The following is a 25,853-nucleotide window of genomic DNA, read 5'->3' as shown; positions in this document are numbered from 1 at the left end:
TGGGGTTAGCCAGCTCCTAAAAAAGAAAGAAGTCCTTCGCTCAGCGTCAATTGCAACGCCCGTGGCTTTTTGGATTTGATCAATTGGTCATCCAGGTGCATTTCGACGCCTTCCCACTGCATGTGGATGGATTTTCCTTTCAAAACCGTTCCCCAATAGTCGCCTTCGACACCCTGAAGTCGGTTCTGCACGTAGGTCAGCAGTCCGTCGCGCTGGCTTTCCGAAACCAGCACCACCTCGAACAGTCCATCGCCGGGATCGGCGGTCGGGGCCAGCACCAGATTGGGACCAATGGAACGAATGTTCATCACCTCCACCAGCAGGTATTCGCCCGAATAATCGACGCCATCCACTTCGATCCGGCACGATTGGACTTTGTAAGACTGAATCATATCCGCGAGGACTTCCAGTGCTGTACGGAGTTTATCTTCCGGCGAATCGGACGAATTGACCGGATGATCCTTCATTTCCTTCATCAGTTGGGGAAAAACGCCGTACCCGATTCCCTCCAGAAAAAACGGTTTTTTCGGTAAGCCTTCCACCAGCCCGACATCGAACCTCTTCCGCTGATCCGTGCGCCAGCTTTGGACAACTGGCTGTGGATCGTCAGCCGGGATGTTCAATGTTCTGGCAATGTTATTGGCCGTTCCGCTGGGCAACAGGGCAACCGGCAGCGGTTTTTCGATTAGCTTCCGGTTCAAAAGATGTTTGGCCACCTTCCGCACGGTACCGTCTCCCCCCGCAACGACCAGAAAATCGACGTCGGATTTCAATTCTTTCCAGTCATTTTTTTTCGTCGAAGCATACCGGCAAATAAACCCTTCCGATTCAATGAGTGCCACGAGTTCTTTCCGGGAATGTTCCTCATCACCGGCACCGGGATTATGTAAGAGCTGAGCGATTTTCATAAAGTCCGTTCGAATGATCTATTAAACATCCCGAACGGTTTTTCTGTTGGAATAAGAAGACAAAAATGGTACTGCCATGAGAATTTTAATCACCAACGATGACGGCATTTACAGCCCGGGCATTGCCGCCCTGGCTCAGATAGCCTCCCGGTTCGGGGAAGTTCGGGTTGTCGCTCCCGATGTAGAACAATCGTCGATGGGCCATGCGGTCACCCATTCCCGGCCGCTTTCCTATAAAACGTCACCCATTAAGTTTGAAGGCATCGACGCCTACCGCGTCAACGGCACACCCGCCGATTGTGTAGCACTGGGAACGCACTTGTGGGGGCATACTGATGTGGTGTTGTCGGGGATCAACATGGGGCCAAATCTGGGTAACTCCATGTGGCATTCGGGAACGCTGGCGGCTGCCAAGCAGGCGGTTTTGCTCGGCATCAAGGGAATTGCCTTCAGTACGCCGGTCGGCAAGACCGAACCGGACTTCAAGGCCCTGGAACCGTTTGTGGCCAAAACACTGGAGTTGTTACTAAAAGATACGGAGTTGTCGCTCTACAACGTCAACTTCCCCCAGCAGCCGACCGAAATCCGGTGGACCCGGCAGTCGGTTCGGCTATACGATGGAACAATTGTACCCGGTATCGACCCGATGGGCCGTAAACATTACTGGTTCACGGTAAGTCCGTTGGAACCAGCCGAAGAAGGAACCGACCGCTGGGCAATCGATCAGGGCTACGTGTCCATCACGCCCTTGCGGCTCGATTTAACCGACGAAAAAGTACTCCAGAAAGCACTGGAGCAACCCGCTATTGTCTAGAAAAAGCAAGCTTAGCTTCCGGCTGGCCGGAAGCTAAGCTTCTAGTTGATCATGTCAAAGCCGCAGTACGGCACCAGCACCTTCGGAATCCGAACACCTTCCGGCGTCTGGTTATTTTCCAGAATGGCCGCCAGAATCCGGGGCAATGCCAGGGCAGAACCGTTCAGGGTATGCAGCAGCTGGGTTTTCCCCTCAACACGTGAGCGGAGTTTCAGGCGGTTGGACTGATAGGTTTCAAAATTGGATACGGAACTCACTTCCAGCCAGCGTTGCTGAGCCGCCGACCACACTTCCATGTCGTAAGTCAGCGCGGATGTAAAACCCATATCGCCCCCGCAAAGCCGCAGGACGCGGTAGGGCAGTTCCAGTTTCTGCAACAACATCTGGACGTGCAGACTCATTTCTTCCAGTGCCTGATACGATTCTTCCGGTTTGCGGATTTGCACAATCTCTACTTTATCAAACTGGTGCAACCGGTTCAAACCCCGGACGTGTGCGCCCCAGGAACCGGCTTCGCGCCGGAAGCATGGCGTGTGCCCAACGTTCTTGACCGGCAATTGATCGTCCGATAAAATGACGTCACGGTATAAATTAGTGATAGGTACTTCCGCCGTTGGAATCAAATACAGTTTATCTTCCGTCGCAAAATACATCTGTCCTTCTTTGTCGGGCAATTGCCCCGTACCAAAACCGGAGTCTTCGTTGATCAAAATCGGCGGTTGGATCTCGAAATACCCGGCTTTCAGGGCTTCGTCCAGAAAGAAATTGATCATCGCCCGCTGAATCCGCGCGCCTTTTCCCCGATACACCGGAAAACCGGCGCCGGTGATTTTATTGCCCAGTTCAAAGTCGATGATCTCGTACTTTTTGATCAGTTCCCAGTGCGGCAACGCGCCTTCATGCAAAACCGGGATGTCGCCATGCGCCAGAACCACCTCGTTGTCCTCGGGCGTACGGCCTTCCGGAACGCTGCTGTGGGGCAGGTTCGGCAAAGTCACCAAAACCTCCTGCAACTGCTGTTCGGCAATTTTCAGGCTTTCTTCCAGTTCTTTCGAGCGCGTTTTGAGTTCGGCGGTTTCGACTTTGGCGGCCTCTGCTTCGGCTTTTTGACCGGCTTTCATCAAAGCCCCGATTTCCTTGGCTTTGGCGTTGGAGCGGGCCAGGACGTCTTCCAGTTCTTTTTGGGCATCGCGCCGTTGCTGATCGAACGCCAGCACCTGCTCGACGGCGGTTTCTGCATTGGCAAACCGTTTCTTTTTCAGCCCCGCCAGGGTGGCTTCTTTATTGTCGCGGATGAATGGAAGTAAAAGCATGTTATTCAGCTACTAACTGCCGGACGGCAGCAATGAATTGTTCGGTTTCGTCTAGTAATGGCAAAATCTTTTCTGACGAATGATAGATAAAATTGCCATAATCGCCACTTTGACTTGTATTAAATAGGTGACCGTAAATCTTACTAAATCGGACGTCTAGCCGACCAGTTTTCACAAAATGCAGGCCGAGCATATGTTTTGCACCATCATGGGAAGTAATCTTAATTTCATGTTTTACCATGAGTGCTACTACCACATAGTAAGCCGCCTAATAAAGACGGTTTGCGGCACCTTTCCAGCTTTCAATAGCAATCAGGGCCAGTGCATCTTGCAAAGATTCAGTTGAACGGGATAATCTATACTTAATCTCTTCCTCCTTATAATTATTCATATTGGAGTTTACCATCAGTAAGAACGTTCCAATAGAAAGGAGAAAAAGGGTGTTTTATCCACTCCTGCTTTTCTTGAACCACGGGATTTATAATCTGCTCAGACGATAATTCCAGTTCTGTAAACGTATCCCAGATCGCATATTCCAATTGCTGGTCTAATTTTTTCTCAGTCAACACCAGAAAATCCCAATCTGAATCCTTGCGATGCCCCCCCGCGCCCGTGAACCGAACAGATAGACATCAGCCTGTGGGTCAATCGAATGCACCGATTCCTTGACCTTTTGCAGAAATGCTTTGTTGGTAAGGCGGTTCATGGCCGTAACGGTTTGGGTATAAAATTAGCCCGACCTGACCGGTTTTAAAACCGGTCAGGTCTTCCGTTTTTTCAGGCTTCTTTCAGTTCAAAAAGTCCTTCGTTCAGCGCATTCAGGGCTTCGGCTTTGTAACGGCCGTGAACCAGCAGCGAGATGTTGTGTTCCGTTCCGCCGTACGAAATCATCCGGATCGGAATGCCTTCCATCGCTTTCAGAACCTGTAAGGCAATACCGGCCTGATCGGCGCTGAAATTACCGACAATACAGATAATCGCCTGGTCGTAATCCGGTTCTTCCAGTTCGCAGAACGTCCGCAACTCGGCCATCAGCTCCGTCAGGTTGTCGGTTTTGTCAATCGTTACCGAAACCGATACTTCCGAAGTGGCAATCAGATCGACCGGCGTTTTGTATTTTTCAAACACTTCAAAAATCCGGCGCAGAAAACCGTAGGCATTCAGCATCCGCAACGAATGAATGTACAGAGCCGTAATGCTGTCTTTGGCCGCAATAGCCTTGAACACCTGATCGGACGTTTTGTTGGCAATCAGCGTTCCTTCCGCCGTCGGGTCCATCGTGTTTTTCAACCGAACCGGAACGCCAAACATCTTGGCCGGCGTAATGGTGGACGGGTGCAGGATTTTTGCCCCAAAATAGGCCAATTCAGCGGCTTCTTCAAACGTCAATGCCCGGATCGGGAAGGTTTTCTTGACAATTCGGGGGTCGTTGTTGTGCATGCCGTCAATGTCGGTCCAGATCTGGATTTCGTCGGCGCGGATGGCCCCGCCAATCAGCGAAGCCGTGTAGTCCGAACCGCCCCGTTTCAGGTTATCGACTTCACCGCGCGGATTGCGGCAGATGAACCCCTGCGTCACAATGAGTTTTTTATCACCGTGCGCCCGCAGTAATTCCCGCAGTTTGCGTTCCGTATAGTCCAGTTCCGGTTCGCCGTCGGCGTCGATTCGCATAAACTCCAGCGCGGGCAGCAGAATGGAGTCGTGTTCCAGTTCTTCCAGATACGCCTGAAAGATTTGCGTGCTCAGCAACTCGCCTTCGGCCACCAGTTCTTTTTCCTGTTTCAGCGTAAACGGCTTGATGCGCGTCAGCGACCGAATGAACGAAAATTCGTTTTCGATGATTTTCTGTCCCTTCGTCAATCCCTCGCTGGTCTTGTACAAGTCGCGAACGAACGAATCGTAATGCGCCTTCAGGTGCTCGATTTTCTCGGCCGCTTCGCCCGGCTGATCCGATTTCAGGGATTCGCCAATGGACAACAGGGCGTTGGTGGTGCCGGACAAGGCCGACAGGACGATGATTTTTTGCTGATCATCGGAGGTAATCAGGTTGCGAATCGAGTGCATCCGTTCGGGCTTGCCAACGGACGTTCCGCCAAATTTCCAGACTTGCATGGGTTTAATGAGTGAATGAGCGAATGATAGAATGAGTGAATAGCTTCGCGAGAAGCAGGTATTGGCAGAGCTATTCACTCACTCTATCATTCACTCATTCAGAATTAGATGATTATAAACTATACACTTGTTGCTGTAATCCTAACATTTTGATGGCGGTCATGGCGGCTTCGTCGCCTTTGTTGCCGTGAACACCGCCTGCGCGGTCGAGGGCCTGCTGCTGGTTGTTTGGCGTCAGCACACCGAAGATGACCGGTTTTCCGGTTTGCAGCCCAACGTTCGTCAACCCCTGCGCCACGGCGTGGTTGATGTAATCGTTGTGCTTCGTTTCGCCCTGAATCACACAGCCTAAGGCAATAACCGCATCGATTTCCGTGCGTTGGGCAAACCATTGCGCACCCAAACTCAGCTCGAAACTCCCCGGAACGTTACCCCGGACGATGTTTTCGGCTTTCGCGCCGTAGTTGAGCAAAGTCTGGTAAGCGCCCGAAAACAGGGCTTCGGTTACTTCAGCATTCCACTCCGCCACCACGATGGCAAACTGGCGATGGCTGATGTCGGGCAGGTGATCGGTTGAAAAAACACTTAAGTTCTTTAATTCGGATGCCATTCTGAACCAGGATTTAACTGATTAAAAGGATTAACTATGATTTCAGTAAGTGGATGGGATACGATTGTCGTTGCCCGGATTAGTAAGACGATTGATTAAAAAGAATCATAGTTAATCATTCTAATCAGCTAAATCCTGGTCAAAAAAAAGGACAAAACCCGGTCGGCTTTGTCCTTTCGCAATGGTTGAATTAACGCTGCTTACGACTCACCGACCGTGCTTTCCAACACCGATTTATACTTCTTGGCGTTTGCCGCTTCCGAAGAGGTAGGGTATTTGTCGATAATCGAACTATACGTATCAATCGCATCCTGGCTTTGCTTGTTTTGCTCGTAGGCCAGTGCCAGCTTCATCAGGTAAGCAGGTGTAAAATAGGGATTGGGCTTATAATCAGCCGCTTTTTTATAATACTCGATGGCATCGCCGTAGGCTTTCTTTTCCATGTTGGCGTCACCAATCAGGGCGTAGGCACGGGCTTGCACCAGCAAATCCGACGATTTAAAACTTTTCAGTTTTTCAATGGCCTGATCGTACTGGCCTAATTTCAGGAAAGCGACTCCAGCGCGGAAACTGGCGACGTTACCGGTAGGGGTAGCACTATATTCTTCGGAAATGGCGACCAGACCTTCGTTAGCGCCGTTACCATTCAATGATTTTTTCAGGGAATCGGCCTCCCATTCGTAAACCGACGGGAACACGGCCGTTTGGGCTTCCTGGTCCTGGCTGCTCACCCAGTAGCGATAACCGATAAAACCGGCCACCACCAGGACAATACCGCCCAGCAGACCCAGAATCAGCTTCTGGTTTTTTTCAAAAAACAACTCCGCCTTCCCTAACGAACCCGCCAGAGCAGCGGGATCTTCCAGAAACTCCATTTTGGAGTTTGTTTGTGTCTTACTCATTTATAATTATCCAAAATTTCGGACTGCAAATTTAGTAAATCTCTGGATAATAGAAAGAAGAAAGGCAAAGTTTTGCTCCCAAAGGCCGAACAATCGACATGAAAAAGGGAAGATGGCGAGAAAGAGACCAGCCGACAACCGTTTCTTTCCTCCCTTCTTCCCTTTCTACGGGTACGCTTCTTCTGATTATTCCATGATAAACGGATAATCTTTCTGCATGTAGACGTCGCGGAAAGCCTCTTCCGGTCCCGGATAGGGCGATTCTTCGGCAAATTTCACCGACTCGTCCACGATGCCTTTGATTTTCTGATCGATGGCTGCCAGATCCTCTTCGGTCGCCAGTTTCTCTCTCAGAATCGTCGCCCGGACGTTCTCGATCGGGTCCCGTTGCTTGTATTGCTCCAGTTCGTCTTTCGTACGGTATTTCTGCGGATCAGACATCGAGTGCCCCCGATACCGGTACGTCCGGAATTCCAGGAACGTCGGACCGTCGCCTTTGCGGGCACGCTCGGCAGCCCGGCTCACGGCTTCGTGAACGGCTTCCACATCCATCGCATCGACGGGTTCCGACGGCATGTCGTAGGCTTCACCCAGCGTATAGAGATCCGTTACGTTCGACGTACGGGCCACCGATGTTCCCATCGCGTAACCGTTGTTTTCTACCACAAAAATAACCGGCAGTTTCCACGTCATGGCCATGTTCAGCGTTTCGTGGAACGAACCTTGCCGAACGGCGCCGTCGCCCATGAAACACATGCACAGGTTGGTGGTTTTGTTGTATTTCTCGGCAAAAGCGATCCCGGCTCCCATCGGAATCTGGCCGCCCACAATGCCGTGGCCGCCCATGAAATTCACCGACTTATCGAAAATGTGCATCGAACCGCCTTTCCCTTTCGACGAACCGGTTTGTTTGCCAAATAATTCGGCCATGATGGCTTTCGGGTCAGAACCCAACGCCAGCGGAATGCCGTGGTCGCGGTAGGCCGTAATCCATTTATCATCTTTGGTCAGGGCTGAATACGACCCCGAAGAGCAGGCTTCCTGCCCAATGTAAAGGTGACAGAAACCCCGGATTTTCTGCTGTCCGTAGAGCTGACCGGCTTTTTCTTCAAATTTACGTTGCAGCATCATCGACTCATACCAGTACAGGTAGCGTTCTTTCGGATGCTTGGTTTTAGCAGCGGCTGGCGATGCGTCGCCCGGCGAAGCGTCGCCTGGCTTAGATTTTTCCTTTACACTTGCCATAGAGTTCGTTGGGCGTAAAAAAAGGATAACCGAATAAAACGGAAATCGTTGTGCGATACAGGTAACCGGTCCTAACGTAACAAACGACCTGTATCTTTGTTGCTTAAACACGCGGCTGTTACCACCACGATGCCGCGAAAATACGCAATTCCTGCTAACAACCATACCGATGTATTTGGAAAAACTCAACCTGACCAACTTCAAAAACTACGAGGAAGGGAGTTTTACATTTAGCGAACAGATTAATTGCATCGTTGGACCGAATGGAAGCGGGAAAACCAACCTGCTCGACGCTGTTTATTTTTTGTCGCTGAGCAAGAGTGCGTTTCACAACCAGGATGCGTTGAGCATTCACCACCAGAGCGATTTTTTCATCATCGACGGTATTTTCCGCCACGACGATAAACCGACGCAGATCACCTGCAGCCTGCAACGCGGACAGCGGAAGGTGTTGTTGTCGGACAAAAAACCGTATGAGCGCATCAGTGAACACATCGGACGGTTTCCGGTGGTGATGCTGGCGCCCAACGACACCGATCTGGTGCGCGAACACAGCGAAGAACGACGGCACTTTTTCGACGGTGTTCTGTCGCAATTGGATGCCGACTACCTGCGCGATTACCTGTTCTACCAGCAGATTCTGAAACAGCGAAACGGAACCTTAAAGCTTTTTGCCGAACGAAATTACCTGGATGAAGAGTTGCTGGAAACCTACAATGAACCGCTTTTGCAACTGGCCGGACGGATTTACCAGCGCCGGAAACAGTTCATCGGCGACTTTCTGCCCATCGTTCAAAAACATTACGCCTACCTGAGCGAAGCCCGCGAAGCCGTCGATATCATTTACGAATCAGAAGTGGGAAACGAGGAATTTCCGAAAGATTTCCGCCGAAACCGCCAGCGGGATATCCAGTTGCAGCGCACCAACAAGGGCGTTCACAAAGACGATTACGTGTTTGAAGCCAATGGCGTGGCCTTGAAAAAATTCGGTTCGCAAGGCCAGCAGAAGACGTTCGTCATCGCCCTAAAACTGGCACAGTTCGAACAGTTGCAGGCCGAAAAGGGTGTAAAACCGATGCTGCTACTGGACGATATTTTCGATAAACTAGACGACCGCCGGATCGACAAGCTCATCACCTTGATGGAACACCACACCTTCGGCCAGATTTTTATCACCGACGCCCGGCCCGACCGTACGCGTGAACTGCTGACGTCCGTGAAAGCCGATGTCGCGTATTTCCGGACGGAGGAGTAAATCAATGCCAAATCCCAGAATATTATGATATTTTGGGATTCAATTCCCAGGATATTATGTATTTTGGGGAATCAATTCCCAAAAAAGTATGATTGAGCGAATAATCCAGAAAAAGATAGAGCAGCGGTTTTTTCGCGGAAAAGCTATTTCACTCTTTGGTCCCCGTCAATCGGGTAAATCTACTCTTGTTGAACTAATGCTGGCGCAAAAGGACCATTTATACCTCAATGGAGATGATGCCGACGTCCGGGAAATATTAACCAATACCACCGCTACCCGACTAAAAACCGTAGTCGGTAACAAACCCATCCTGTTTATTGACGAAGCTCAACGGATTCCCAACATTGGCCTCACCATTAAATTATTCACCGATCAGATCAAAAATGTTCAGGTGATTGCGACCGGTTCTTCCGCATTTGAGCTATCGAGCCAAGTGAATGAGCCGTTGACCGGGCGCAAATATGAATTCATGCTTTACCCGCTGAGTTTTGCTGAAATGGTTCAACACGATGGACTGGTTCATGAAAAAAGACTGATCGAAAACCGATTGATTTATGGTTGTTATCCCGAAATCGTTACCAAAGTTGGAGAAGAAGCAGAATTGCTGAAACTCCTGGCAAGCAGCTATCTCTATAAAGATTTATTAATGCTGGAACAGATCAAAAAACCGCTACTTCTTGAAAAACTGCTTAAAGCACTTGCTTTACAGGTTGGAAGTGAAATCAGTTATCATGAGATCGGACAAACAATCGACAGTGATCATAAAACCGTCGACAAATACATTGATTTATTGGAAAAAACCTACGTTGTTTTTCGATTACCGGCACTCAACCGAAATGTACGGAACGAAATCAAAAAGGGTAAGAAGGTCTATTTCTATGATTGTGGTATACGAAATGCCATTTTGAACAATTTTAAACCCCTCCATTCTAGAGCGGATGTAGGTGCTTTGTGGGAAAACTACGTGATCTCTGAACGTATGAAATACCTGCATTATCAGGATTTAAATGCAACTCAGTATTTCTGGCGGACAACCCAACAGCAGGAAATCGATCTGATCGAGGACCACGGTGAACGTCTGGAAGCTTATGAATTCAAATGGAATAAACGGGATAAAGTGCGGTTTCCTCAGACCTTTACCGAAAACTATGCGGGGTCAGGAACATCGGTTATTTCTCCCGAGAATGTTGAGGAATTCTTATTGAACCCGCCTGCGTAGACAATCACCCCGCCCAATTCTCCCGATCCAGACTCCGGTATTGAATGGCCTCTGCCAAATGCTCGATCTCGATGTGTTCAGTGCCCGCCAGATCCGCAATCGTACGCGACACTTTCAAAATCCGGTCGTAGGCGCGGGCCGACAAGCCCAGCCGTTCCATCGCGGTTTTTAACAACGCCAAACCCGCCGGGCTGATGACACAGATTTCCTTGACCATCTGCGACGGCATCATGGCATTGGAATAAATACCGGATTGCTCACCAAACCGCTTCGTCTGGATTTCCCGCGCCCGGATTACCCGCTCCCGAATGGTTGCACTGCCTTCCGCCGGACGGTTGGCGGTCATCTGGTCGAACGAAACCGGCGTCACTTCCACGTGCAAATCGATGCGATCGAGCAACGGTCCGCTGATTTTATTCAAATACCGCTGCACGACGCCCGGTCCGCAAACGCACTCTTTTTCGGGATGGTTGTAATAGCCGCACGGACACGGATTCATGCTGGCGATCAGCATAAAATTGGCCGGAAATTCCACCGCCCATTTGGCGCGCGAAATGCTCACTTTCCGTTCTTCGAGCGGCTGACGCATCACTTCCAGCGCCGTCCGCTTGAACTCCGGCAATTCGTCCAGAAACAAAACGCCGTTGTGCGACAACGAGATTTCACCGGGCTGCGGAAAACTGCCGCCACCCACCAGAGCCGCATCGCTGATGGTGTGGTGCGGTGATCGAAACGGACGCGTGGCAATCAGCGTGGCCCTGCTTCCGAGCTTCCCGGCTACGGAGTGAATCTTGGTGGTTTCCAGCGCTTCGTGTAAGGATAAAGGAGGCAAAATACTGGGCAATCGTTTCGCCAGCATGGTTTTCCCGGCCCCCGGCGGACCGATCATGATCACATTATGACCACCGGCAGCCGCAATTTCCATCGCCCGTTTGATGTTTTCCTGCCCCTGAACGTGGGCGAAATCGGCGTCGTAGGCATTTTGGGTATTGGTAAAGAGTTCTCTCGTATCGGTCACCAGTGGTGGTATTTCTTTCTTTCCCTCAAAGTATTCCACCGCATCCATCATGGTTTCGACTCCGATGATGTCCAGATTATTCACGATAGCAGCCTCCGGCGCGTTCTCGGCGGGCAAAACGAAGCCTTTAAAACCGCGTTTACGGGCTTCAATCGCAATCGGCAACACGCCTTTGATGGGCCGCAACTTGCCATCGAGCGACAGTTCGCCCATGATGACGTAGTCTTCCAGATTGCGCACCAGCGTAATTTGTTCCGACGCCTGCAGCACACAGAGGCCGATCGGCAAATCGTAGGACGAGCCTTCCTTGCGGATGTCGGCCGGGGCCAGATTAACTACGACTTTTTGCCGGGGCATCCGGTAGCCAAAATATTTCAGGGACGATTCGACCCGCTGTTCGCTTTCTTTGACGGCACTGTCGGGCAAACCGACCATGAAAAAGTGTAATCCCTGTGCCACCGTGATTTCAATCGTGATGATGGTGGCACCAACACCGTGAACGGCGCTTCCAAAGGTTTTTGCCAGCATAAAAGCAGAATTTCGGTTATGATCGTTACTCTGCTTAGACGCGCAACTGATCGAAAGGACACCGAAAAGCCGGGACTTTCTTTGCCATTGCTGTTCGAAGACGTAGCAAAGTTTTTTTGTCTGAATCGACAGATTTCCCACGGGCTTGTTTGTAAACTGTAAAAAGGCAGCAAAATTTGGAACCGAATTGGAATCTCTGTCACTAGAAAAGTCCCTTAACGCTCATACTATGATTGCTCAGCATCCTTACATTCACCACATCGAGGCTGTTTTTCGGAAAGAATTTAACCGGCAACCGGCGTTGCTGGTACGCGGTCCGGGACGGATTAATCTGCTGGGCGAACACACGGATTACAACGGTGGCCTGGTGCTACCAGCCAGTATCGACAAAGAAATTATCTTCGCCATTTCCCGGCGAAATGACCGAACCGGGCGCATTTTCGCCGAAAATGTCAGTCAATCGTTTTCCTTCTCGCTCGACGATTTTACGCAGTCTCCGCTGGGTTGGCCGAATTACCTGATGGGCGTGGTCGATCAGTTGCAGAAAGCCGGGCATCAGCCGGGCGGTTTCGACCTGGTTTTTGGCGGAAACATTCCTTCTGGGGCGGGTTTATCATCGTCGGCCGCGCTCGAATGCGGACTGGCGTTCGGGTTGAATAAATTGTACGGTTTAGGATTATCGACCATCGACATGGTGAAACTGAGCCAAAAGGCCGAAAACCACTTTGTTGGGGTCAATTGCGGCATCATGGATCAGTTTGCGTCCATGTTTGGGCGCGACCAGTCGGTGATTCAACTGGATTGCCAATCGCTGCACCACGAATATTTCCCGTTCCAGACCACCGATTACGCCCTGATTTTGTGTGATTCGGGCGTGAAACATTCTTTAGGCGACAGCGAATACAACACCCGGCGGGAAGAATGCGAAACCGGGGTTGCCATTTTGCAAAACTACAACCCCGACATCCGCCTGCTGCGCGACGCCACGACAGCACTGGTGGATGCCCACCGCGACGAAATGCCGGGCAAGGTTTACCAACGCTGCCGGTATGTGACCGAAGAGATTCAGCGCGTCCGGGAAGCCTGCGAATTTTTACTGCAAAACGATCTGGCTGCTTTTGGAAAAAAGATGTACGAAACCCACGACGGTTTGCAGCACGACTACGAAGTCAGTTGCCCGGAACTGGATTTTCTGGTTGACCAAACGCGGCAGGACACTGCGGTTTTGGGCGCGCGGATGATGGGGGGCGGTTTTGGCGGCTGCACCATCAACATCGTCGAACGCGAAGCTGTCGATGCGTTTATTAGCCGCATGAGTACAGTTTATCAGGAAGCCTTCAACATTGCATTGAAATGCTATCCGGTGCGGATCACGGACGGGACGTCGGTGCTTGAGTGGTCTGCTGGCCAATAACCGCTGTCAGGGTTTCGGCGGCCCTGACAGCGGCAAAGAACGCAAAAGGACTCCGTTCAAAATGTTATCTTTGTAAAAAGAGAAAATTATGGTCATTGAGCGTCAAAATAATGAAATAGTCATTCGACTCAACAGTTCCTTAATCGACATGGAGGAAGTGCAGAAGTTTGTCAATTATTTTAGATTTCTGGAATCCAATGCCAGCAACCAGGGAACGGAAGAACAAGCTACAGAATTAGCGCGGGAAGTGGACACGAAATGGTGGAAAGAAAACAAGCATCGTTTCATTCCATGATTGTTACCGTTGATGCGAATATTTTGTTTAGTGCCCTAATTTCAGCCAATGGCAGAATAGCACGCCTTCTGACGGATCCTTCTCTCTCGCTCCGACGCGTCAGTTGTCATTATGCAGTAGTCGAGCTATTCAAACACCAGCCAAAAATCGTCAAATACGCCAAAAAACCGCTTGAGGACGTAATTGATGATCTCTCCATGCTCATTGGTAATTTGAAACTATATAATGAAAGCCTGATTGAGCCTCACCATTGGCAAGAAGCGGAACGCCTTACAACCAATATTGATCATTTCGATATCAGTTACGTTGCTCTGACCTTGCAGACCGGTGGATGGCTCTGGACTGGAGATAAAAAACTGACCACCCATTTGCAGGCATTGGGCTTTAACCGGGTTCTCAATACGGAAGAGTTGTATCAGATGCTGAATCAGCCTGAGAAAGAAGACTAATTACGCTCTTTCCCAAGCTGACATCAGGATTACCTACAATAACCGATTCTTAATACTGCTCTTCATAAGGCTTACACTACCAGACTCCAGCCTTCCCGATACTCCCGCTTCACGTACTGATTGGCCAGATCGTAATTTGTGATTTTCATGTTGGCAGCATCCCAAAGCAGTTTTTTCCGGCCATTATACCGATCCGCCGATCGTTTCGCCGTCGGATTGTCGCGCAGCATCCAGCTCCGCAGGGCCAGATTCCCGATCAGAATGCTTTCGGCAAACGGTGCAGCGTATTCGAACGGCGAACTCGTCACGCCTTTGCCATACCCGGCGATGCAGGCATCGACCCATTGCAGATAGTGATCTTCGTTTGGCACGCGGGCAATGGTTTCCGGAATGTTGAGCGTTTCGTTGGCTTTCAAAGGCAGCAGTCGCGGATTCGCACCGTAGCAGTCGGCCATCAGTTTCCCTTTCGACCCGATGAACAAGACGCCCCCGTCGGAATTCCCGAAGGCTTCGCCCGGCTGGAGTTCTTCCGGCAGTTCGGGCAAAATGCCACCGTCATACCAGCTTAATTTGATATCGCCTTTGTTGTCTTTCCGGGGATAATTCAGGTGAATCGACGACGAGAACGGGGTCCAGTCCGGGTTGTGATCCTGTTCCCGAAGCGTAAACGTCCAGGTTCCGGCCACGCTGCATTCCACCGAATTGGGATAATCGAGCGGCAAAATCCGGAAAACCGGGTCCAGAATGTGGCAGGCCATATCGCCCAGCGCACCCGTTCCATACGGCCACCAGCCCCGCCAGTTCCAGGGCAAATACGACTGATTGTACGGCACTTTCTTCGCGGGACCCAGCCACAGATCAAAGTCCAGTTCTTTCGGAATTTCGTAGGTTTGATCGCTTGGAACGGCTTGTGGCCAAACCGGACGGTTGGTCCAGGCCAGCACTTTATGCACCTCGCCAATCGTGCCGGCATCGTAGATTTCCTTCATCCGCCGGACGCCGTTGCCCGAACCGCCCTGGTTACCCATCTGGGTAATTACCTTGTATTTTTTAGCCGCCTGCCCCAGAATCCGGGATTCGTAGATATCGTGCGTCAGCGGTTTTTGGGTATACACGTGCTTGCCCAACTGCATCGCGGCCAGCGTGGCCACAGCGTGGGTGTTGTCGGGTGTCGAAATGGAGCAGGCATCGATGTTCTTGCGTTCTTTCGACAGCATTTCCCGGAAATCCTTGTAATACGTCGCTTTCGGATATTTGGAGCGGGAGTCAACCGCCTGACGGTCATCCACATCACAGAGCGCAACAATGTTCACGTTAGGACTTTTGGCAAAAGATGCCAGGTCGCTTTTGCCCTTTCCGCCTACGCCAATCCCGGCAATGTTCAGTTTATCGCTGGGGGCAATGAAGCCTTTTCCCAGGACATGCCGGGGAACGATGAGAAAAGAAGTAGCCGCCAGTGACGACGTTTTCAGGAAATTCCGGCGACCGGAATCTTCCGCAGTAGAGTGGTTGTCTTCCATAAAAAGAGGGTTTAGAAAGAAGAAAATTCAGGCTTGTACGCACGTCAATGCGCTAAGGCTGAAATCAATACGACAAAAGGGCGCGATTGGGCTAGTGCAACCCCAAAATACTGCTCAGATTTTTGATCGCATAACCAAAAAACGCCCCGTTAAACCGGTTTCGGTTTAACGGGGCGTCTCAATCTGATACGGTTTATTGAAAAGAACACTTACTCCTTCCAACGCCATTCGTTCGCGATTTGCAGGGGCGTCCTGAGGCCCTGCGCAATCAGGAAATCGCGGGTTTTGGTGTCGTCCATGCGTTGCGTCGGAATCGCATCGGCGTTGGCGAGCGCGTAGAGCAACATCGCCGAATAACGGACGGTATTTTTCAACTGGTCTTTGTTGACCAGATTCATGTTGTCGCAATTGGCGTGGTAACAATCCAGCACGTTCCGGTCCAGATGGCCGCTCATGCCGACCACCGGCACGCCCTCCATCATAAACGGCTGATGATCACTGTGTAACCCGGCCTGATTCGATACCGTATTCTGAAAAGCCGGTTCGACCAGCTTGACGGTTTCGCCAATTTCGGTCAGGAAAGGCACCATTTCGCTCCGCCCAAAAGCATTAAAACCGCTCGGATCGTTGGTCATGTCCAGATTCAGGATGTAACGGACGTTGTCCAACTGTCCGCTTTTTTTCAAATCGTCCACCAGACTGCGCGAGCCCAGCAAGCCCTGTTCCTCACCCATGAACATCACAAACTCGATGGTGCGTTTCGGCTTTATTTTCAGGGCTTTAAATGTACGGGCAATGTCGAGAATGGAGAACGAGCCAATGCCGTTGTCGATGGCGCCCGTGGCCAGATCCCAGGAGTCGAGGTGACCACCGATGATGATTTTTTCGTCGGGAAACTGTGAGCCTTTCAGCGTAGCGACGACATTCCGCGCCCGGATTTTTCGGCTCACGTTGGTCATGTCGATCACCGCCATCAGGTTCTTCTGATCCTGCATCCACTGACGAATTTCCTGACCACTTTCCAGCGAAATACAGACCGATGGCACCGGAATGAGCTTGCCGGTTACGGAGGCCGTTCCGGTCAGCAGCACATTGCCCGGCACCAGATTCACCATAATCACACCAATGGCGCCGTGCTGAATGGCGAGCGCGGTTTTTTCGGAGCGGTGGAGGTTCCGGGCACCCTTCGTGGGAGCCGCCAGACCGATGTTCACCAACGCAATTTTCCCCTTGATCCGGTCTTTCAGTGCCGCAAAATCGCCTTCCAGACCGTTGCCGATGTCAATGATTTCACCCTGCACGTGGGCTTCGACGGGCGAATGCGCCAGGGCAACCACTTCGACATCCCGGAAATTATCGCTTTTGCGGGGCACCACCGCCAGCGTTACCGTGTCGCGCATCCACGATTCTACTTCGAAAGGGGCATATTTCGTATCCGAATAGCCGTATTGCTTCAGCAGATTATAGGTATATTCCTCCGCGCGACTTCCGTTGGCGCTGCCCGTCAGCCGGTGACCAATTTTTTGCGTGGCATCGGTGAGGGTTTCAAAAACCCGGCTGTTTTGCAGTACTTCCTGATTGATTTTGGCAAAAACTTTTTCCAGCGTTGGGCGGGATTGTCCTTCGTCGATCCGATCACCCTTTTTCTTCAGTGTGTAGGCACTCAGCAAACAAATACCGCCAGAAAGCAGCAGATAAACGTAGACTTTTTTTCGCATAGTGAGGATAACCGTATAACTCCTCAAAATAACAAAAAAGCGAGGGAATGCCGCGTAAGTGGGGAAAAAACTTTAAGTTTCTCCCCCAAATCGAAACACCTCAACGAATCCTGAAAAAAAGGTGTTATTGGGTTTCGTATTCAGTCCCATCGAATTTTATGACAAACGCGCAGACGACACCGGTTTTGCCCCAGGCGGCCATCAAACCGACCGAACTGACCACTCACGGCCACACCCGGATCGACAATTACTACTGGCTCAACGAACGGGAAAATCCCGAGGTGATCGACTACCTGAAAGCCGAAAATGCGCATCTGGAAGACGTACTGGCGCCCGTCAAAGACTTTCGTGAGAAGCTGTTTGAGGAAATGAAAGGCCGCATCAAACAGCAGGACGAATCGGTACCCTACAAGGAAGGCAACTATTACTATTATACTAAGTTTGTCGAAGGGGGCGAATACCCCGTGTATTGCCGGAAACCCGGTTCGCTGGATGCCGAAGAGGAAGTGATGCTGGACGTCAACGAACTGGCAAAACCGTATTCGTATTACAACATCGGCGGCCTGGAAGTGTCCGACAACGACGAACTGGTGGCTTATGGCGAAGATACCGTCAGCCGGCGGATGTATACGCTGCGCATCAAAAACCTGAAAACCGGGGAGATTTACCCGGATGCCATTCCCGACACCGAAGGCGGCAGCTACGCCTGGGCGGCTGATAACCAGACCCTTTTCTACATCCGGAAAGACCCGCAAACGCTGCTGGGCTATCAGGTATACCGTCACGTGCTGGGCACCGATCCGGCGCAGGACGTGCTGCTTTACGAAGAAACCGACAACCAGTTTTACATGGGCCTGGGCCGGATGAAGTCGAAAAAGTACATCGCTGTGGTGTCTGACCACAACGGCGTAGCGACGGAATACCGGCTTTTGGAAGCGAGCAATCCGACGGGCGAGTTTGTCGTCTTTCTGCCCCGCGAAAAAGGCCATGAATACGACATTCAGCACCTGGAAACGAGCTTCTACGTCCGGACGAACTGGAAAGCCGAAAATTTCCGGCTGATGGAAGCGAAAGAAACCAAAACCAACGACCGGTCGGCCTGGAAAGAAGTCATTCCGCACCGCCACCACGTCTATTTACAGCAACTGGATGTCTTCAAAAACCACCTGGTTCTGGGCGAACGCAGAGAGGGACTGATTCATCTGCGGGTGATCGATCGACGGAACAAAGAAGAACATTACCTGGATTTCGGCGAACCGGCTTATGTGGCCGGCATTGGCTACAACCCGGATTTCAACACCACCACCCTGCGTTTTGGCTACTCGTCGCTGACAACGCCCAGTTCGACCTTCGACTACAACATGGAAACGAAGGAAAAAACGCTGATGAAACAGCAGGAGGTGCTGGGTGGTTTTGATCCGGCGAACTACACGTCGGAGCGGTTCTTCGTCAAATCCCGCGATGGTGTCCGAATTCCGGTTTCGGTGGTGTCCCGAAAAGACACGCCCAAAGACGGCTCGGCTCCGCTGCTGCAATATTCGTACGGTTCCTACGGTTATTCGACCGATCCCGGTTTTAGCTCCACGCGACTGAGCTTGCTTGACCGTGGTTTTCTGTTCGCCATTGCCCACATTCGGGGTGGTCAGGAAATGGGCCGGAAGTGGTACGACAACGGCAAAATGCTCAAGAAGAAAAACACGTTCAACGACTTTGTAGACGTTTCGGATTATCTGATTCAGCACAACTATACCAGCGCCGACAAGCTGTTTGCGATGGGTGGCAGCGCGGGCGGTTTGCTCATGGGTGCCGTTGTAAACCAAAAACCGCAATTGTACCGGGGCGTCGTGGCATCGGTGCCGTTTGTCGATGTGGTCACAACCATGCTCGACGAAAGCATTCCGCTGACGACCGGCGAGTTTGAAGAATGGGGCAATCCGAAGATCAAGAAATACTACGATTACATGCTGTCGTATTCGCCCTACGACAACGTGAAAGAGCAGGCCTACCCGAACATGCTGGTGATGACCGGCTTGCACGACTCGCAGGTGCAGTATTGGGAACCGGCCAAGTGGGTTGCGAAACTCCGCACCATGAAAACCGACACCAATCAACTCCTGCTGCACACCAACCTGGAAGCTGGCCACGGCGGGGCATCGGGGCGGTTTGAAGCCTTGAAAGAGATTGCGCTGGAGTATGCGTTCATGCTGAATTTGGTAGGAATCAGAGCGTAACTGAAGCCGTTTCATAAATAAAGCCCCCGATTGCTGTGACAATCGGGGGCTTTTTACTTCCAAAGGGTATGTCCCCGGCAAACATCTCCGGCATCATCACCCCATGAAATTCCCTAATTTCTTTGTCATTGTCTGTTTCCTCAGTTGCGTATCCATCAGTTACGGGCAGAATTCACCGGTTCAGGTCAAACAGGGCGCCGTTGTCCGCTGGGCCGACAACTGCGTCCGTTGTGCGATGGACAATCACCGCTGGCGGGCCGTGGATGGCACCTGCTATTTCCCCATCGACCTGATTGAAAAAGTTGGCTACCACCGGGTTTACCGCTGGACGAAAAGCGGTTTGCGAAAAAAACGGACGATTCAGGTTGTCAAAGGCGACTTCAAAAACGAAGATTTTAAGGATTTTGAGAAGAAGGAATACATCCATGTTTCGGCCGCTAATCTGCGACGCCAACACCGGGAACAGGCGCAGATCTGGCCGTTATTCAACCGCCCGGAAACCAAACCGCTCTTTACGCTCCCACTAGGCAAACCCGCCAATCCGCTCCCCGCAACGGAAGGCAACTTTGGTGCTTACCGGACGTTCGATGGTCAACCCCGCAACCGCCATACCGGAACCGATTATCCCATTGGAACCGGCCAGCCGGTTTTGAGCATGTCCGACGGGAAAATTGTTCTGACGGGCAATCACTTTTTTGGGGGCAATTCTGTCTTTATTGATCACGGCAACGGCCTGATCGCGATGTATCTTCACCTGAGCGGTTTTTCGGTCAAAAAAGGAGATTGGGTAAAAAAAGGCCAGAAAATCGGCGAAGTGGGCGAAACCGGCCGGGCAACAGGCCCGCATTTGCACCTGGGTGTACGCTGGCATGATGCCCGGATTGACCCGGCATTTTTGCTGGAGGACCCCGCTAAATTACCCAGTATCAATTGATCAGGTATTGATGAACCTAACCAAACAAGAGGGCAAATTTCCGACTTACCCTCAGGCGCTGTATTAAAACGCTGATAATCCATCGAACCAGAAGGCTCGGCTGTAGATCGTAGGTGCGGATGTCGGGCTGAAAGACTTTGAATCGGTATCCATCGTATCGGCATAGACCGTCACGGGTAGCCGCCCAGAAGCCTGGTTTATCCTGAAGTATAGCGGGCACAAAGGTCTGTGGTAGTCCCTGCCGGTCGGTAATGAGTTCGGGGAACTGGCTACGCTCTTAGGCAGACTATTGAAGCCAGCAGGCTCATCATCCTGACGCGGATTATCATTTTTTATAAAATAGCTCGCCTATCCGCTGAAGATCAAACGCAGCGCCGTCCTGTGAATTCGCTAAAAAGGCAATAACCAGGTTATCATCCGGATAAACAAGGAGGTGGGAACTGCTGCTGAACGAATCGCCGGCATGGTGCCAGACCCGGTGACCATTTTTGTCTTTGCCAACATACCAACCCAGACCGTATCCGGTTTCTTTCCCGTCTGCCGTAACCTGAGATGTAAAAAGAACCGTTTTATGAGTTAAAAACGGTTCTTTTCCGTATAACAACGTATTTCCAAGTTTTACCAGATCGTTGGCCGTTGAAAGAAGTCCACCTCCCGCGTATTTATAACTCCAGTCTCCCAGTTCATTTTCTTCCCCCGTACCATCGTAAAATTTACTACGATTGGGCCTTGTTTTATGAATATCATCACCACAGGTGTGGAATAAACCCAGCGGTTTCCACAGATTTTTAGCCATATAATCGAGGTAGTTTTCGCCACTGATGCCTTCGATGACGGCTCCCAGGAGATTCCAGCCGAAGGTCGAATACCCGAATTTTGTACCCGGTTTAAATAAGAGAGTGTCGTTTGCAAAGACCCGCAAGGCCGCGGTTGCGTTTTCAAAATGCTCCGTTCGGATGAAATCGCTCAGGTCAGTCTCGTTGTAATCCCGAAATCCGGCCAGATGACCGGCTACCTGACGGGTCGTGATCGGGTATTTCTTGACCGGAAAAGACGGGACATAGTTTTGAACGGGCGCATCCAGATCAAGTTTCCTTTCTGAAACGAGTTGAAGCAACGCCAGGGAAGTCATCGATTTCGACACGCTATTGATCCGAAAAAGTGTGGAATCGGTTACCGCACTCTTATTTTCCCAATCAGCATACCCCAGAGCCGCGAACCATTTAATCTGGTTATTCACACTGACACAAATCTGCATGCCGTTCGTCCCCGTGTTGTCCATAAAATCCCGACAAAGTTGCTCGGCGAGGCATTCAGGCCGGTTTCCCTGACAGGGTGCTTCCGGCGCTTGCTTCGGATTGGCGTCCAGATAAGTACTGACGGTGACCGTGGCAGAAACAATGCCCCGTACCTTTTTCCATTCGCCAAAGCTGGTTTCTCGCACGTAGCTGGTATACCGTTCGGCGGCTGCCGGTGTATCGACGATGCCGATAAACGTTCCGGGCAAATCAATACCGCCCCGCAGCATCTGTCGAACTTCCTTTTTCCCTTCAAATTCGACGGTATCAATTTTTAGTTTTTCAGGATGCTCCTGAATGTATTTCCGGTATCCATCCGCAATGTCGGTGCGATCCTGTAAATCCACGATTTGTTCGAACGTAACGTAGAACGGTCCGGAAACCGGGTAGTTCAGCGCCGAAAGATCAAACTCCAGCCAGCCATTCTTCATCGCCGATTCCACCACAATGCTTTGCTGAATGAGGTCTTCGCCGGGCTGGCCCGTCAACCGATCGACGGCATTTAACCGGATTCTGAACCGGAACGACTTCAGGTTATTCCTAAAAATGCGAAGGTTCGCCTTTTCGAGATAAACCGGGAACGTAAATCCTTTCTTCAAATGCGGTTCTTTGGGTTCAATCAACAGCGCTATGGACCGCCCGGCATACGTCGTATCGTTTTCGAGCACACCACCCCGAAACGTGCGGTTTCCCAGCTCAAACGCCTGATTTCGTTTCTTTTTCACCGTTACTGTAATCGTATTTAACGGGATCGCACGCTCAGGAAGGAAAATGACAACCGGTTTTTCCGGACGAAAAAACCGCACCGGCACCGCTTTTCTTCCAAAACCGAGCGCGGAAAAAAGCAGCGTATCCGCCCGAAATTTCTCAGGGACCAGGATCAAAAAACTACCATCCGGGTTGGACAGCGTACCAATATTCGAATGGACAATCCCGATGTTGGCATAGGGAACCGGCTGTCGGGTCGCCCGGTTTAAAACCGTGCCTTGGATGATCAATTGCCCAAAACCGGCCGTCGATAAGAGAATATGCAGAACAACAATCGAGGTAATTTTTTTCATGCAAGACCGCTTCTCTGGTACCGTGAAAAGAACAAACCAACTGGATAATGGTCTAATTTCATTGCTTTCGACAACAAAACCAACCGATCAGTAGGCCCGCCCCCCGTATTTACCGTTTGCCTAACTTCTAAGCTCTGCGTACTTTGCACCTTGTTTTGTATCTGAACCTTGCGTACCCCATGTATCTCCTTGGATTTGATGTCGGTAGTTCGTCCGTAAAAGCCTGTTTGCTCGAAGTTGAAACCGGTGCGGTGGTGGCCTCCGCGTTTTTCCCCGAATCGGAAATGCCCATCGACGCCCCCCTGCCGGGCTATGCCGAGCAAAACCCGGATGCGTGGTGGAAAAATGCCTGCCTGGCGTCCAAAACCGTGTTGTCGAAAACCGGTGTGAAACCGGAAGACGTGAAAGCCATCGGCATTTCCTACCAGATGCACGGACTGGTGATCGTGGATAAAGACCTAAACGTGCTGCGTCCGTCGATCATCTGGTGCGACAGCCGGGCGGTTTCCTACGGTGAAAAAGCCTTCGAAACCGTTGGTCGGACCAAAAGTCTGCAACATCTGCTCAATTCGCCGGGCAACTTTACGGCCGCCAAACTGGCGTGGGTGAAGGAAAACGAACCGGCGATTTACAACAAAATTCACAAGTTCATGCTGCCGGGCGACTATCTGGCCACCCGCATGACCGGCGAAATCGTCACGACGCCCTCCGGTTTGTCGGAAGGTATTCTCTGGGATTTTCAGAACGAACAACCGGCGGATTTTCTGCTCGATTATTTCGGCTTCGATCCCTCGCTCGTTGCCAATCTAAAACCAACATTCTCGGTACAAGGCGAACTGACGTCGAAAGCCGCCAGCGAGCTGGGTCTGGCCACCGGAACGCCGGTTACCTACCGCGCGGGCGACCAGCCCAACAATGCGTTTTCGCTCAACGTGCTGGAACCCAACGAAATTGCCGCCACGGCGGGTACGTCGGGCGTCGTTTATGGCGTCAGCGATCAGGCCAAATACGATCCGCAATCCCGCGTCAACACCTTTCTCCACGTTAGTCACACGCCGGAAGCCCCGCGCTACGGCGTTTTGCTCTGCATCAACGGCACCGGTATTCTCAATAGCTGGCTGCGGAATCACCTGCTGCGTGGCTCGGTCAGTTACGCCGAAATGAACGACCTGGCGGCCCATGCGCCCGTCGGTTCCGATGGTTTGCTGTGTCTGCCTTTTGGCAACGGCGCCGAGCGCGTGCTGGAAAACCGCGATTTAGGGGCTTCGTTCCACGGTTTGCAACTGACGCGCCACAGCCTCCCCCACTGGATTCGGGCCGCGCAGGAAGGCATCGTTTTTTCCTTTTATTACGGCATTCAGGTCATGGAGCAAGTGGGTGTGGGTCTGAAAACCATTCGCGCCGGGGAAGCCAACATGTTCCTCAGCCCGCTGTTCCGCGACACGCTGGCCAACCTGACCGGGGCTGAAATCCAGCTTTTCAATACCGACGGCGCACAAGGTGCGGCCCGGGGGGCCGGATTGGGACTGGGTATTTACAAAAACCGCCAGGAAGCCTTCACCGGTTTGAAGATAATCCGCACCATCGAACCCGATATGCGGGCACAGGAAGCCTACCGCGATGCCTACGAAAAATGGCGGAACGTGCTCACAGACTGATAATGATCTGTATATAATTACCCCGGAGAGGTTTAATGTCAATAGTCGGCGACGTTTTTACCTATAGCCATTTTACGTACCCCGGAGGGGTGTTCTGTTAATAGGAAAACGGTATCAGCGATAGATTTAAGCCCCGGCAGGGGCGGCCTACATCCTGGCGTTGTCAGGGCGCTCCTGCCGGAGCTTGAACCACTATTGATACGATTTTCCTATTAACAGAACACCCCTTCGGGGTAAATTGAAAGGTTTCGGGATAGACGGTTAGACTAACCAGAAAAAGCTTCGCTCAGAAAACCGCATTCGGCTCCCGAACCACTAGCTCGGGCTCCAGGATCACGTTCTGCAAATCCGTCGGGGCAATCTTCCCGTTAATCACGTTGAGCAGAATTTCAGCCGCCATAAACCCGATCTGGTAAGGATGCTGTTCGACCGACGCCAGGGGTGGGTGTTCGAGGTAGGTATTGAGCGGCAGATTGGCAAAACTGACAAACGAAATATCCTGATTGACGACCAGCCCGTAACTGCGGCACACCTGCATGGCATCCAGCGCGACGTAATCGTTGAACGTCAGGACCGCATCCGGCCGGGCCGGTGATGCCAAAAGCTGATTCATTTTCAGGAGGGTTTCCGGCGTGGTCAGGTCACTGCGCTTGATCAGGGCGTTTTCGACAGGTAATCCTTCTTCCACCAAGGCCGTGATATAGCCCCGGTACCGCTCCTCGCTGGCGATCAAGGCGTGGGGGCCGTTCAGCAGCGCAATGCGTCGATGACCGCGTCGGGCCAGCCATTTGGTGGCTTCATACGCGCCTTTTTCCATATTACACTCGACCCGGTGGGCCGCAATGTGGGGCGGAATGCGGTCGAAAAGTACCAGCGGAATCTGGCGATCCAGCAACTCCTGAATGTGGTGGGTCTGCTGCGTTTCTTTGGCAACCGACAGCAACACGCCATCCACCCGGTTGGAAGCCAGCACGGTCAGAATCTGCTTCTCGCGGTCGAACCGGTCGTGCGATTGGTAGAGTGCCACCGTCACTTGGTGTTCGAAGGCCAGTTCTTCCACGCCATTGATTACTTCCGAGAAAAAATTCTCCCGAATTTCCGGCAACACCATCCCGATCACGCCCGTCCGGCCCCGCTGGAGATTGCGGGCCGTCGTGCTGGGCAGGTATTTCAACTGATCGGCCAGCGCATGAACGGCATCGCGGGTGTGTACACTGATGCGGGGGTGGTTTTGCAAAGCCCTGGACACGGTGGATGGCGACACGTGCAATTGCCGGGCAATCTCCTTAATTGTAATAACATCCTTCATCGCGCGTCCTGTTCAGCCTTACAATTTACTCTTATTCCTAAA

General features: G+C 51.5%; 22 protein-coding genes. 9 read left to right on the top strand and 13 right to left on the bottom strand.

The window, feature by feature from the left end:
* Window positions 1–5 precede the first annotated feature (5 nt).
* Window positions 6–908 (bottom strand): diacylglycerol kinase family protein, encoded by a 903-nt coding sequence (locus FH871_RS17050; RefSeq protein ID WP_138992624.1) that lies wholly within the window; start codon window positions 906–908, stop codon window positions 6–8.
* A gap of 76 nt (window positions 909–984) precedes the next feature.
* Here FH871_RS17050 and surE point away from each other — a divergent pair, with 76 nt between their 5' ends.
* Window positions 985–1,722, top strand: coding sequence for a 5'/3'-nucleotidase SurE (gene surE, locus FH871_RS17045; protein WP_138992623.1), 738 nt, complete (start codon window positions 985–987; stop codon window positions 1,720–1,722).
* Window positions 1,723–1,763: 41 nt separating this feature from the next.
* Here surE and serS read toward each other — a convergent pair whose 3' ends face one another.
* The 7 genes from serS to pdhA form a co-directional block, all read right to left on the bottom strand.
* Window positions 1,764–3,035 (bottom strand): serine--tRNA ligase, encoded by a 1,272-nt coding sequence (gene serS / locus FH871_RS17040; RefSeq protein WP_138992622.1) that lies wholly within the window; start codon window positions 3,033–3,035, stop codon window positions 1,764–1,766.
* A gap of 1 nt (window position 3,036) precedes the next feature.
* Window positions 3,037–3,291, bottom strand: a complete 255-nt coding sequence (locus FH871_RS34205) for a HEPN domain-containing protein (protein WP_138992621.1) — start codon at window positions 3,289–3,291, stop codon at window positions 3,037–3,039.
* Window positions 3,292–3,597: 306 nt separating this feature from the next.
* Complete coding sequence (locus FH871_RS33165; RefSeq protein WP_171062866.1) at window positions 3,598–3,741, bottom strand: hypothetical protein; 144 nt, start codon at window positions 3,739–3,741, stop codon at window positions 3,598–3,600.
* A gap of 71 nt (window positions 3,742–3,812) precedes the next feature.
* Window positions 3,813–5,147, bottom strand: a complete 1,335-nt coding sequence (locus tag FH871_RS17030; RefSeq protein ID WP_138992620.1) for an aspartate kinase — start codon at window positions 5,145–5,147, stop codon at window positions 3,813–3,815.
* A 112-nt stretch (window positions 5,148–5,259) separates the two neighbouring features.
* Window positions 5,260–5,757: a 6,7-dimethyl-8-ribityllumazine synthase gene (gene ribH, locus FH871_RS17025; protein ID WP_138992619.1), complete on the bottom strand. Its 498-nt coding sequence runs from the start codon at window positions 5,755–5,757 to the stop codon at window positions 5,260–5,262.
* Window positions 5,758–5,957: 200 nt separating this feature from the next.
* The gene (locus tag FH871_RS17020; protein ID WP_138992618.1) at window positions 5,958–6,659 is read right to left on the bottom strand and encodes a tetratricopeptide repeat protein; all 702 of its coding nucleotides are present in this window, start codon (window positions 6,657–6,659) and stop codon (window positions 5,958–5,960) included.
* 186 nt (window positions 6,660–6,845) lie between these two features.
* Window positions 6,846–7,904, bottom strand: coding sequence for a pyruvate dehydrogenase (acetyl-transferring) E1 component subunit alpha (gene pdhA, locus FH871_RS17015; protein WP_138992617.1), 1,059 nt, complete (start codon window positions 7,902–7,904; stop codon window positions 6,846–6,848).
* Window positions 7,905–8,073: 169 nt separating this feature from the next.
* On the opposite strand from pdhA, the gene FH871_RS17010 reads away from it, so the two are divergent.
* Both FH871_RS17010 and FH871_RS17005 read left to right on the top strand, forming a co-directional pair.
* Complete coding sequence (locus FH871_RS17010) at window positions 8,074–9,159, top strand: DNA replication/repair protein RecF (protein WP_138992616.1); 1,086 nt, start codon at window positions 8,074–8,076, stop codon at window positions 9,157–9,159.
* Window positions 9,160–9,247: 88 nt separating this feature from the next.
* Complete coding sequence (locus FH871_RS17005; RefSeq protein ID WP_138992615.1) at window positions 9,248–10,378, top strand: ATP-binding protein; 1,131 nt, start codon at window positions 9,248–9,250, stop codon at window positions 10,376–10,378.
* Between the two features lie 4 nt (window positions 10,379–10,382).
* On the opposite strand, the gene FH871_RS17000 is transcribed toward FH871_RS17005, so the two are convergent.
* Window positions 10,383–11,924: a YifB family Mg chelatase-like AAA ATPase gene (locus FH871_RS17000; protein ID WP_138992614.1), complete on the bottom strand. Its 1,542-nt coding sequence runs from the start codon at window positions 11,922–11,924 to the stop codon at window positions 10,383–10,385.
* 229 nt (window positions 11,925–12,153) lie between these two features.
* On the opposite strand from FH871_RS17000, the gene galK reads away from it, so the two are divergent.
* The 3 genes from galK (at window position 12,154) to FH871_RS16985 (ending at window position 14,082) form a co-directional block, all read left to right on the top strand.
* Window positions 12,154–13,338 carry a galactokinase gene (gene galK, locus FH871_RS16995; protein WP_138992613.1) on the top strand — a complete coding sequence of 395 codons (1,185 nt, stop codon included), beginning with the start codon at window positions 12,154–12,156 and terminating at the stop codon, window positions 13,336–13,338.
* 88 nt (window positions 13,339–13,426) lie between these two features.
* Window positions 13,427–13,633, top strand: coding sequence for a hypothetical protein (locus tag FH871_RS16990; protein WP_138992612.1), 207 nt, complete (start codon window positions 13,427–13,429; stop codon window positions 13,631–13,633).
* The gene (locus FH871_RS16985) at window positions 13,630–14,082 is read left to right on the top strand and encodes a PIN domain-containing protein (RefSeq protein ID WP_138992611.1); all 453 of its coding nucleotides are present in this window, start codon (window positions 13,630–13,632) and stop codon (window positions 14,080–14,082) included. Before FH871_RS16990 ends, FH871_RS16985 begins: the two co-directional genes overlap by 4 nt.
* A gap of 71 nt (window positions 14,083–14,153) precedes the next feature.
* On the opposite strand, the gene FH871_RS16980 is transcribed toward FH871_RS16985, so the two are convergent.
* Both FH871_RS16980 and FH871_RS16975 read right to left on the bottom strand, forming a co-directional pair.
* Window positions 14,154–15,602 carry a Gfo/Idh/MocA family protein gene (locus tag FH871_RS16980; protein ID WP_138992610.1) on the bottom strand — a complete coding sequence of 483 codons (1,449 nt, stop codon included), beginning with the start codon at window positions 15,600–15,602 and terminating at the stop codon, window positions 14,154–14,156.
* A gap of 209 nt (window positions 15,603–15,811) precedes the next feature.
* Window positions 15,812–17,320 carry a M20/M25/M40 family metallo-hydrolase gene (locus FH871_RS16975; protein WP_138992609.1) on the bottom strand — a complete coding sequence of 503 codons (1,509 nt, stop codon included), beginning with the start codon at window positions 17,318–17,320 and terminating at the stop codon, window positions 15,812–15,814.
* 158 nt (window positions 17,321–17,478) lie between these two features.
* On the opposite strand from FH871_RS16975, the gene FH871_RS16970 reads away from it, so the two are divergent.
* Complete coding sequence (locus tag FH871_RS16970) at window positions 17,479–19,551, top strand: S9 family peptidase (RefSeq protein ID WP_138992608.1); 2,073 nt, start codon at window positions 17,479–17,481, stop codon at window positions 19,549–19,551.
* 103 nt (window positions 19,552–19,654) lie between these two features.
* Window positions 19,655–20,485: a M23 family metallopeptidase gene (locus tag FH871_RS33995; RefSeq protein ID WP_138992607.1), complete on the top strand. Its 831-nt coding sequence runs from the start codon at window positions 19,655–19,657 to the stop codon at window positions 20,483–20,485.
* A 325-nt stretch (window positions 20,486–20,810) separates the two neighbouring features.
* On the opposite strand, the gene FH871_RS16960 is transcribed toward FH871_RS33995, so the two are convergent.
* Complete coding sequence (locus tag FH871_RS16960) at window positions 20,811–22,844, bottom strand: serine hydrolase (protein ID WP_138992606.1); 2,034 nt, start codon at window positions 22,842–22,844, stop codon at window positions 20,811–20,813.
* Between the two features lie 179 nt (window positions 22,845–23,023).
* Here FH871_RS16960 and FH871_RS16955 point away from each other — a divergent pair, with 179 nt between their 5' ends.
* Complete coding sequence (locus FH871_RS16955; RefSeq protein WP_138992605.1) at window positions 23,024–24,502, top strand: xylulokinase; 1,479 nt, start codon at window positions 23,024–23,026, stop codon at window positions 24,500–24,502.
* Between the two features lie 286 nt (window positions 24,503–24,788).
* On the opposite strand, the gene FH871_RS16950 is transcribed toward FH871_RS16955, so the two are convergent.
* On the bottom strand, window positions 24,789–25,811 hold the full coding sequence (locus FH871_RS16950; RefSeq protein ID WP_138992604.1) for a LacI family DNA-binding transcriptional regulator: 1,023 nt from the start codon (window positions 25,809–25,811) through the stop codon (window positions 24,789–24,791).
* Window positions 25,812–25,853: the final 42 nt, after the last annotated feature.

It is taken from the genome of Larkinella sp. C7 (assembly GCF_006149005.1).
Classification (GTDB): domain Bacteria; phylum Bacteroidota; class Bacteroidia; order Cytophagales; family Spirosomataceae; genus Larkinella.
The sequence above is the reverse complement of the archived record's forward strand: the minus strand, read 5'-3'. Positions and strand labels throughout refer to the sequence as shown.

Coding starts and splice junctions, on each gene's coding strand:
- FH871_RS17050 (WP_138992624.1), bottom strand. CDS start 908: ATGAAAATCGCTCAGCTCTTACATAATCCCGGTGCCGGTGATGAGGAA.
- surE (WP_138992623.1), top strand. CDS start 985: ATGAGAATTTTAATCACCAACGATGACGGCATTTACAGCCCGGGCATT.
- serS (WP_138992622.1), bottom strand. CDS start 3,035: ATGCTTTTACTTCCATTCATCCGCGACAATAAAGAAGCCACCCTGGCG.
- FH871_RS33165 (WP_171062866.1), bottom strand. CDS start 3,741: ATGAACCGCCTTACCAACAAAGCATTTCTGCAAAAGGTCAAGGAATCG.
- FH871_RS17030 (WP_138992620.1), bottom strand. CDS start 5,147: ATGCAAGTCTGGAAATTTGGCGGAACGTCCGTTGGCAAGCCCGAACGG.
- ribH (WP_138992619.1), bottom strand. CDS start 5,757: ATGGCATCCGAATTAAAGAACTTAAGTGTTTTTTCAACCGATCACCTG.
- FH871_RS17020 (WP_138992618.1), bottom strand. CDS start 6,659: ATGAGTAAGACACAAACAAACTCCAAAATGGAGTTTCTGGAAGATCCC.
- pdhA (WP_138992617.1), bottom strand. CDS start 7,904: ATGGCAAGTGTAAAGGAAAAATCTAAGCCAGGCGACGCTTCGCCGGGC.
- FH871_RS17010 (WP_138992616.1), top strand. CDS start 8,074: ATGTATTTGGAAAAACTCAACCTGACCAACTTCAAAAACTACGAGGAA.
- FH871_RS17005 (WP_138992615.1), top strand. CDS start 9,248: ATGATTGAGCGAATAATCCAGAAAAAGATAGAGCAGCGGTTTTTTCGC.
- FH871_RS17000 (WP_138992614.1), bottom strand. CDS start 11,924: ATGCTGGCAAAAACCTTTGGAAGCGCCGTTCACGGTGTTGGTGCCACC.
- galK (WP_138992613.1), top strand. CDS start 12,154: ATGATTGCTCAGCATCCTTACATTCACCACATCGAGGCTGTTTTTCGG.
- FH871_RS16990 (WP_138992612.1), top strand. CDS start 13,427: ATGGTCATTGAGCGTCAAAATAATGAAATAGTCATTCGACTCAACAGT.
- FH871_RS16985 (WP_138992611.1), top strand. CDS start 13,630: ATGATTGTTACCGTTGATGCGAATATTTTGTTTAGTGCCCTAATTTCA.
- FH871_RS16980 (WP_138992610.1), bottom strand. CDS start 15,602: ATGGAAGACAACCACTCTACTGCGGAAGATTCCGGTCGCCGGAATTTC.
- FH871_RS16975 (WP_138992609.1), bottom strand. CDS start 17,320: ATGCGAAAAAAAGTCTACGTTTATCTGCTGCTTTCTGGCGGTATTTGT.
- FH871_RS16970 (WP_138992608.1), top strand. CDS start 17,479: ATGACAAACGCGCAGACGACACCGGTTTTGCCCCAGGCGGCCATCAAA.
- FH871_RS33995 (WP_138992607.1), top strand. CDS start 19,655: ATGAAATTCCCTAATTTCTTTGTCATTGTCTGTTTCCTCAGTTGCGTA.
- FH871_RS16960 (WP_138992606.1), bottom strand. CDS start 22,844: ATGAAAAAAATTACCTCGATTGTTGTTCTGCATATTCTCTTATCGACG.
- FH871_RS16955 (WP_138992605.1), top strand. CDS start 23,024: ATGTATCTCCTTGGATTTGATGTCGGTAGTTCGTCCGTAAAAGCCTGT.
- FH871_RS16950 (WP_138992604.1), bottom strand. CDS start 25,811: ATGAAGGATGTTATTACAATTAAGGAGATTGCCCGGCAATTGCACGTG.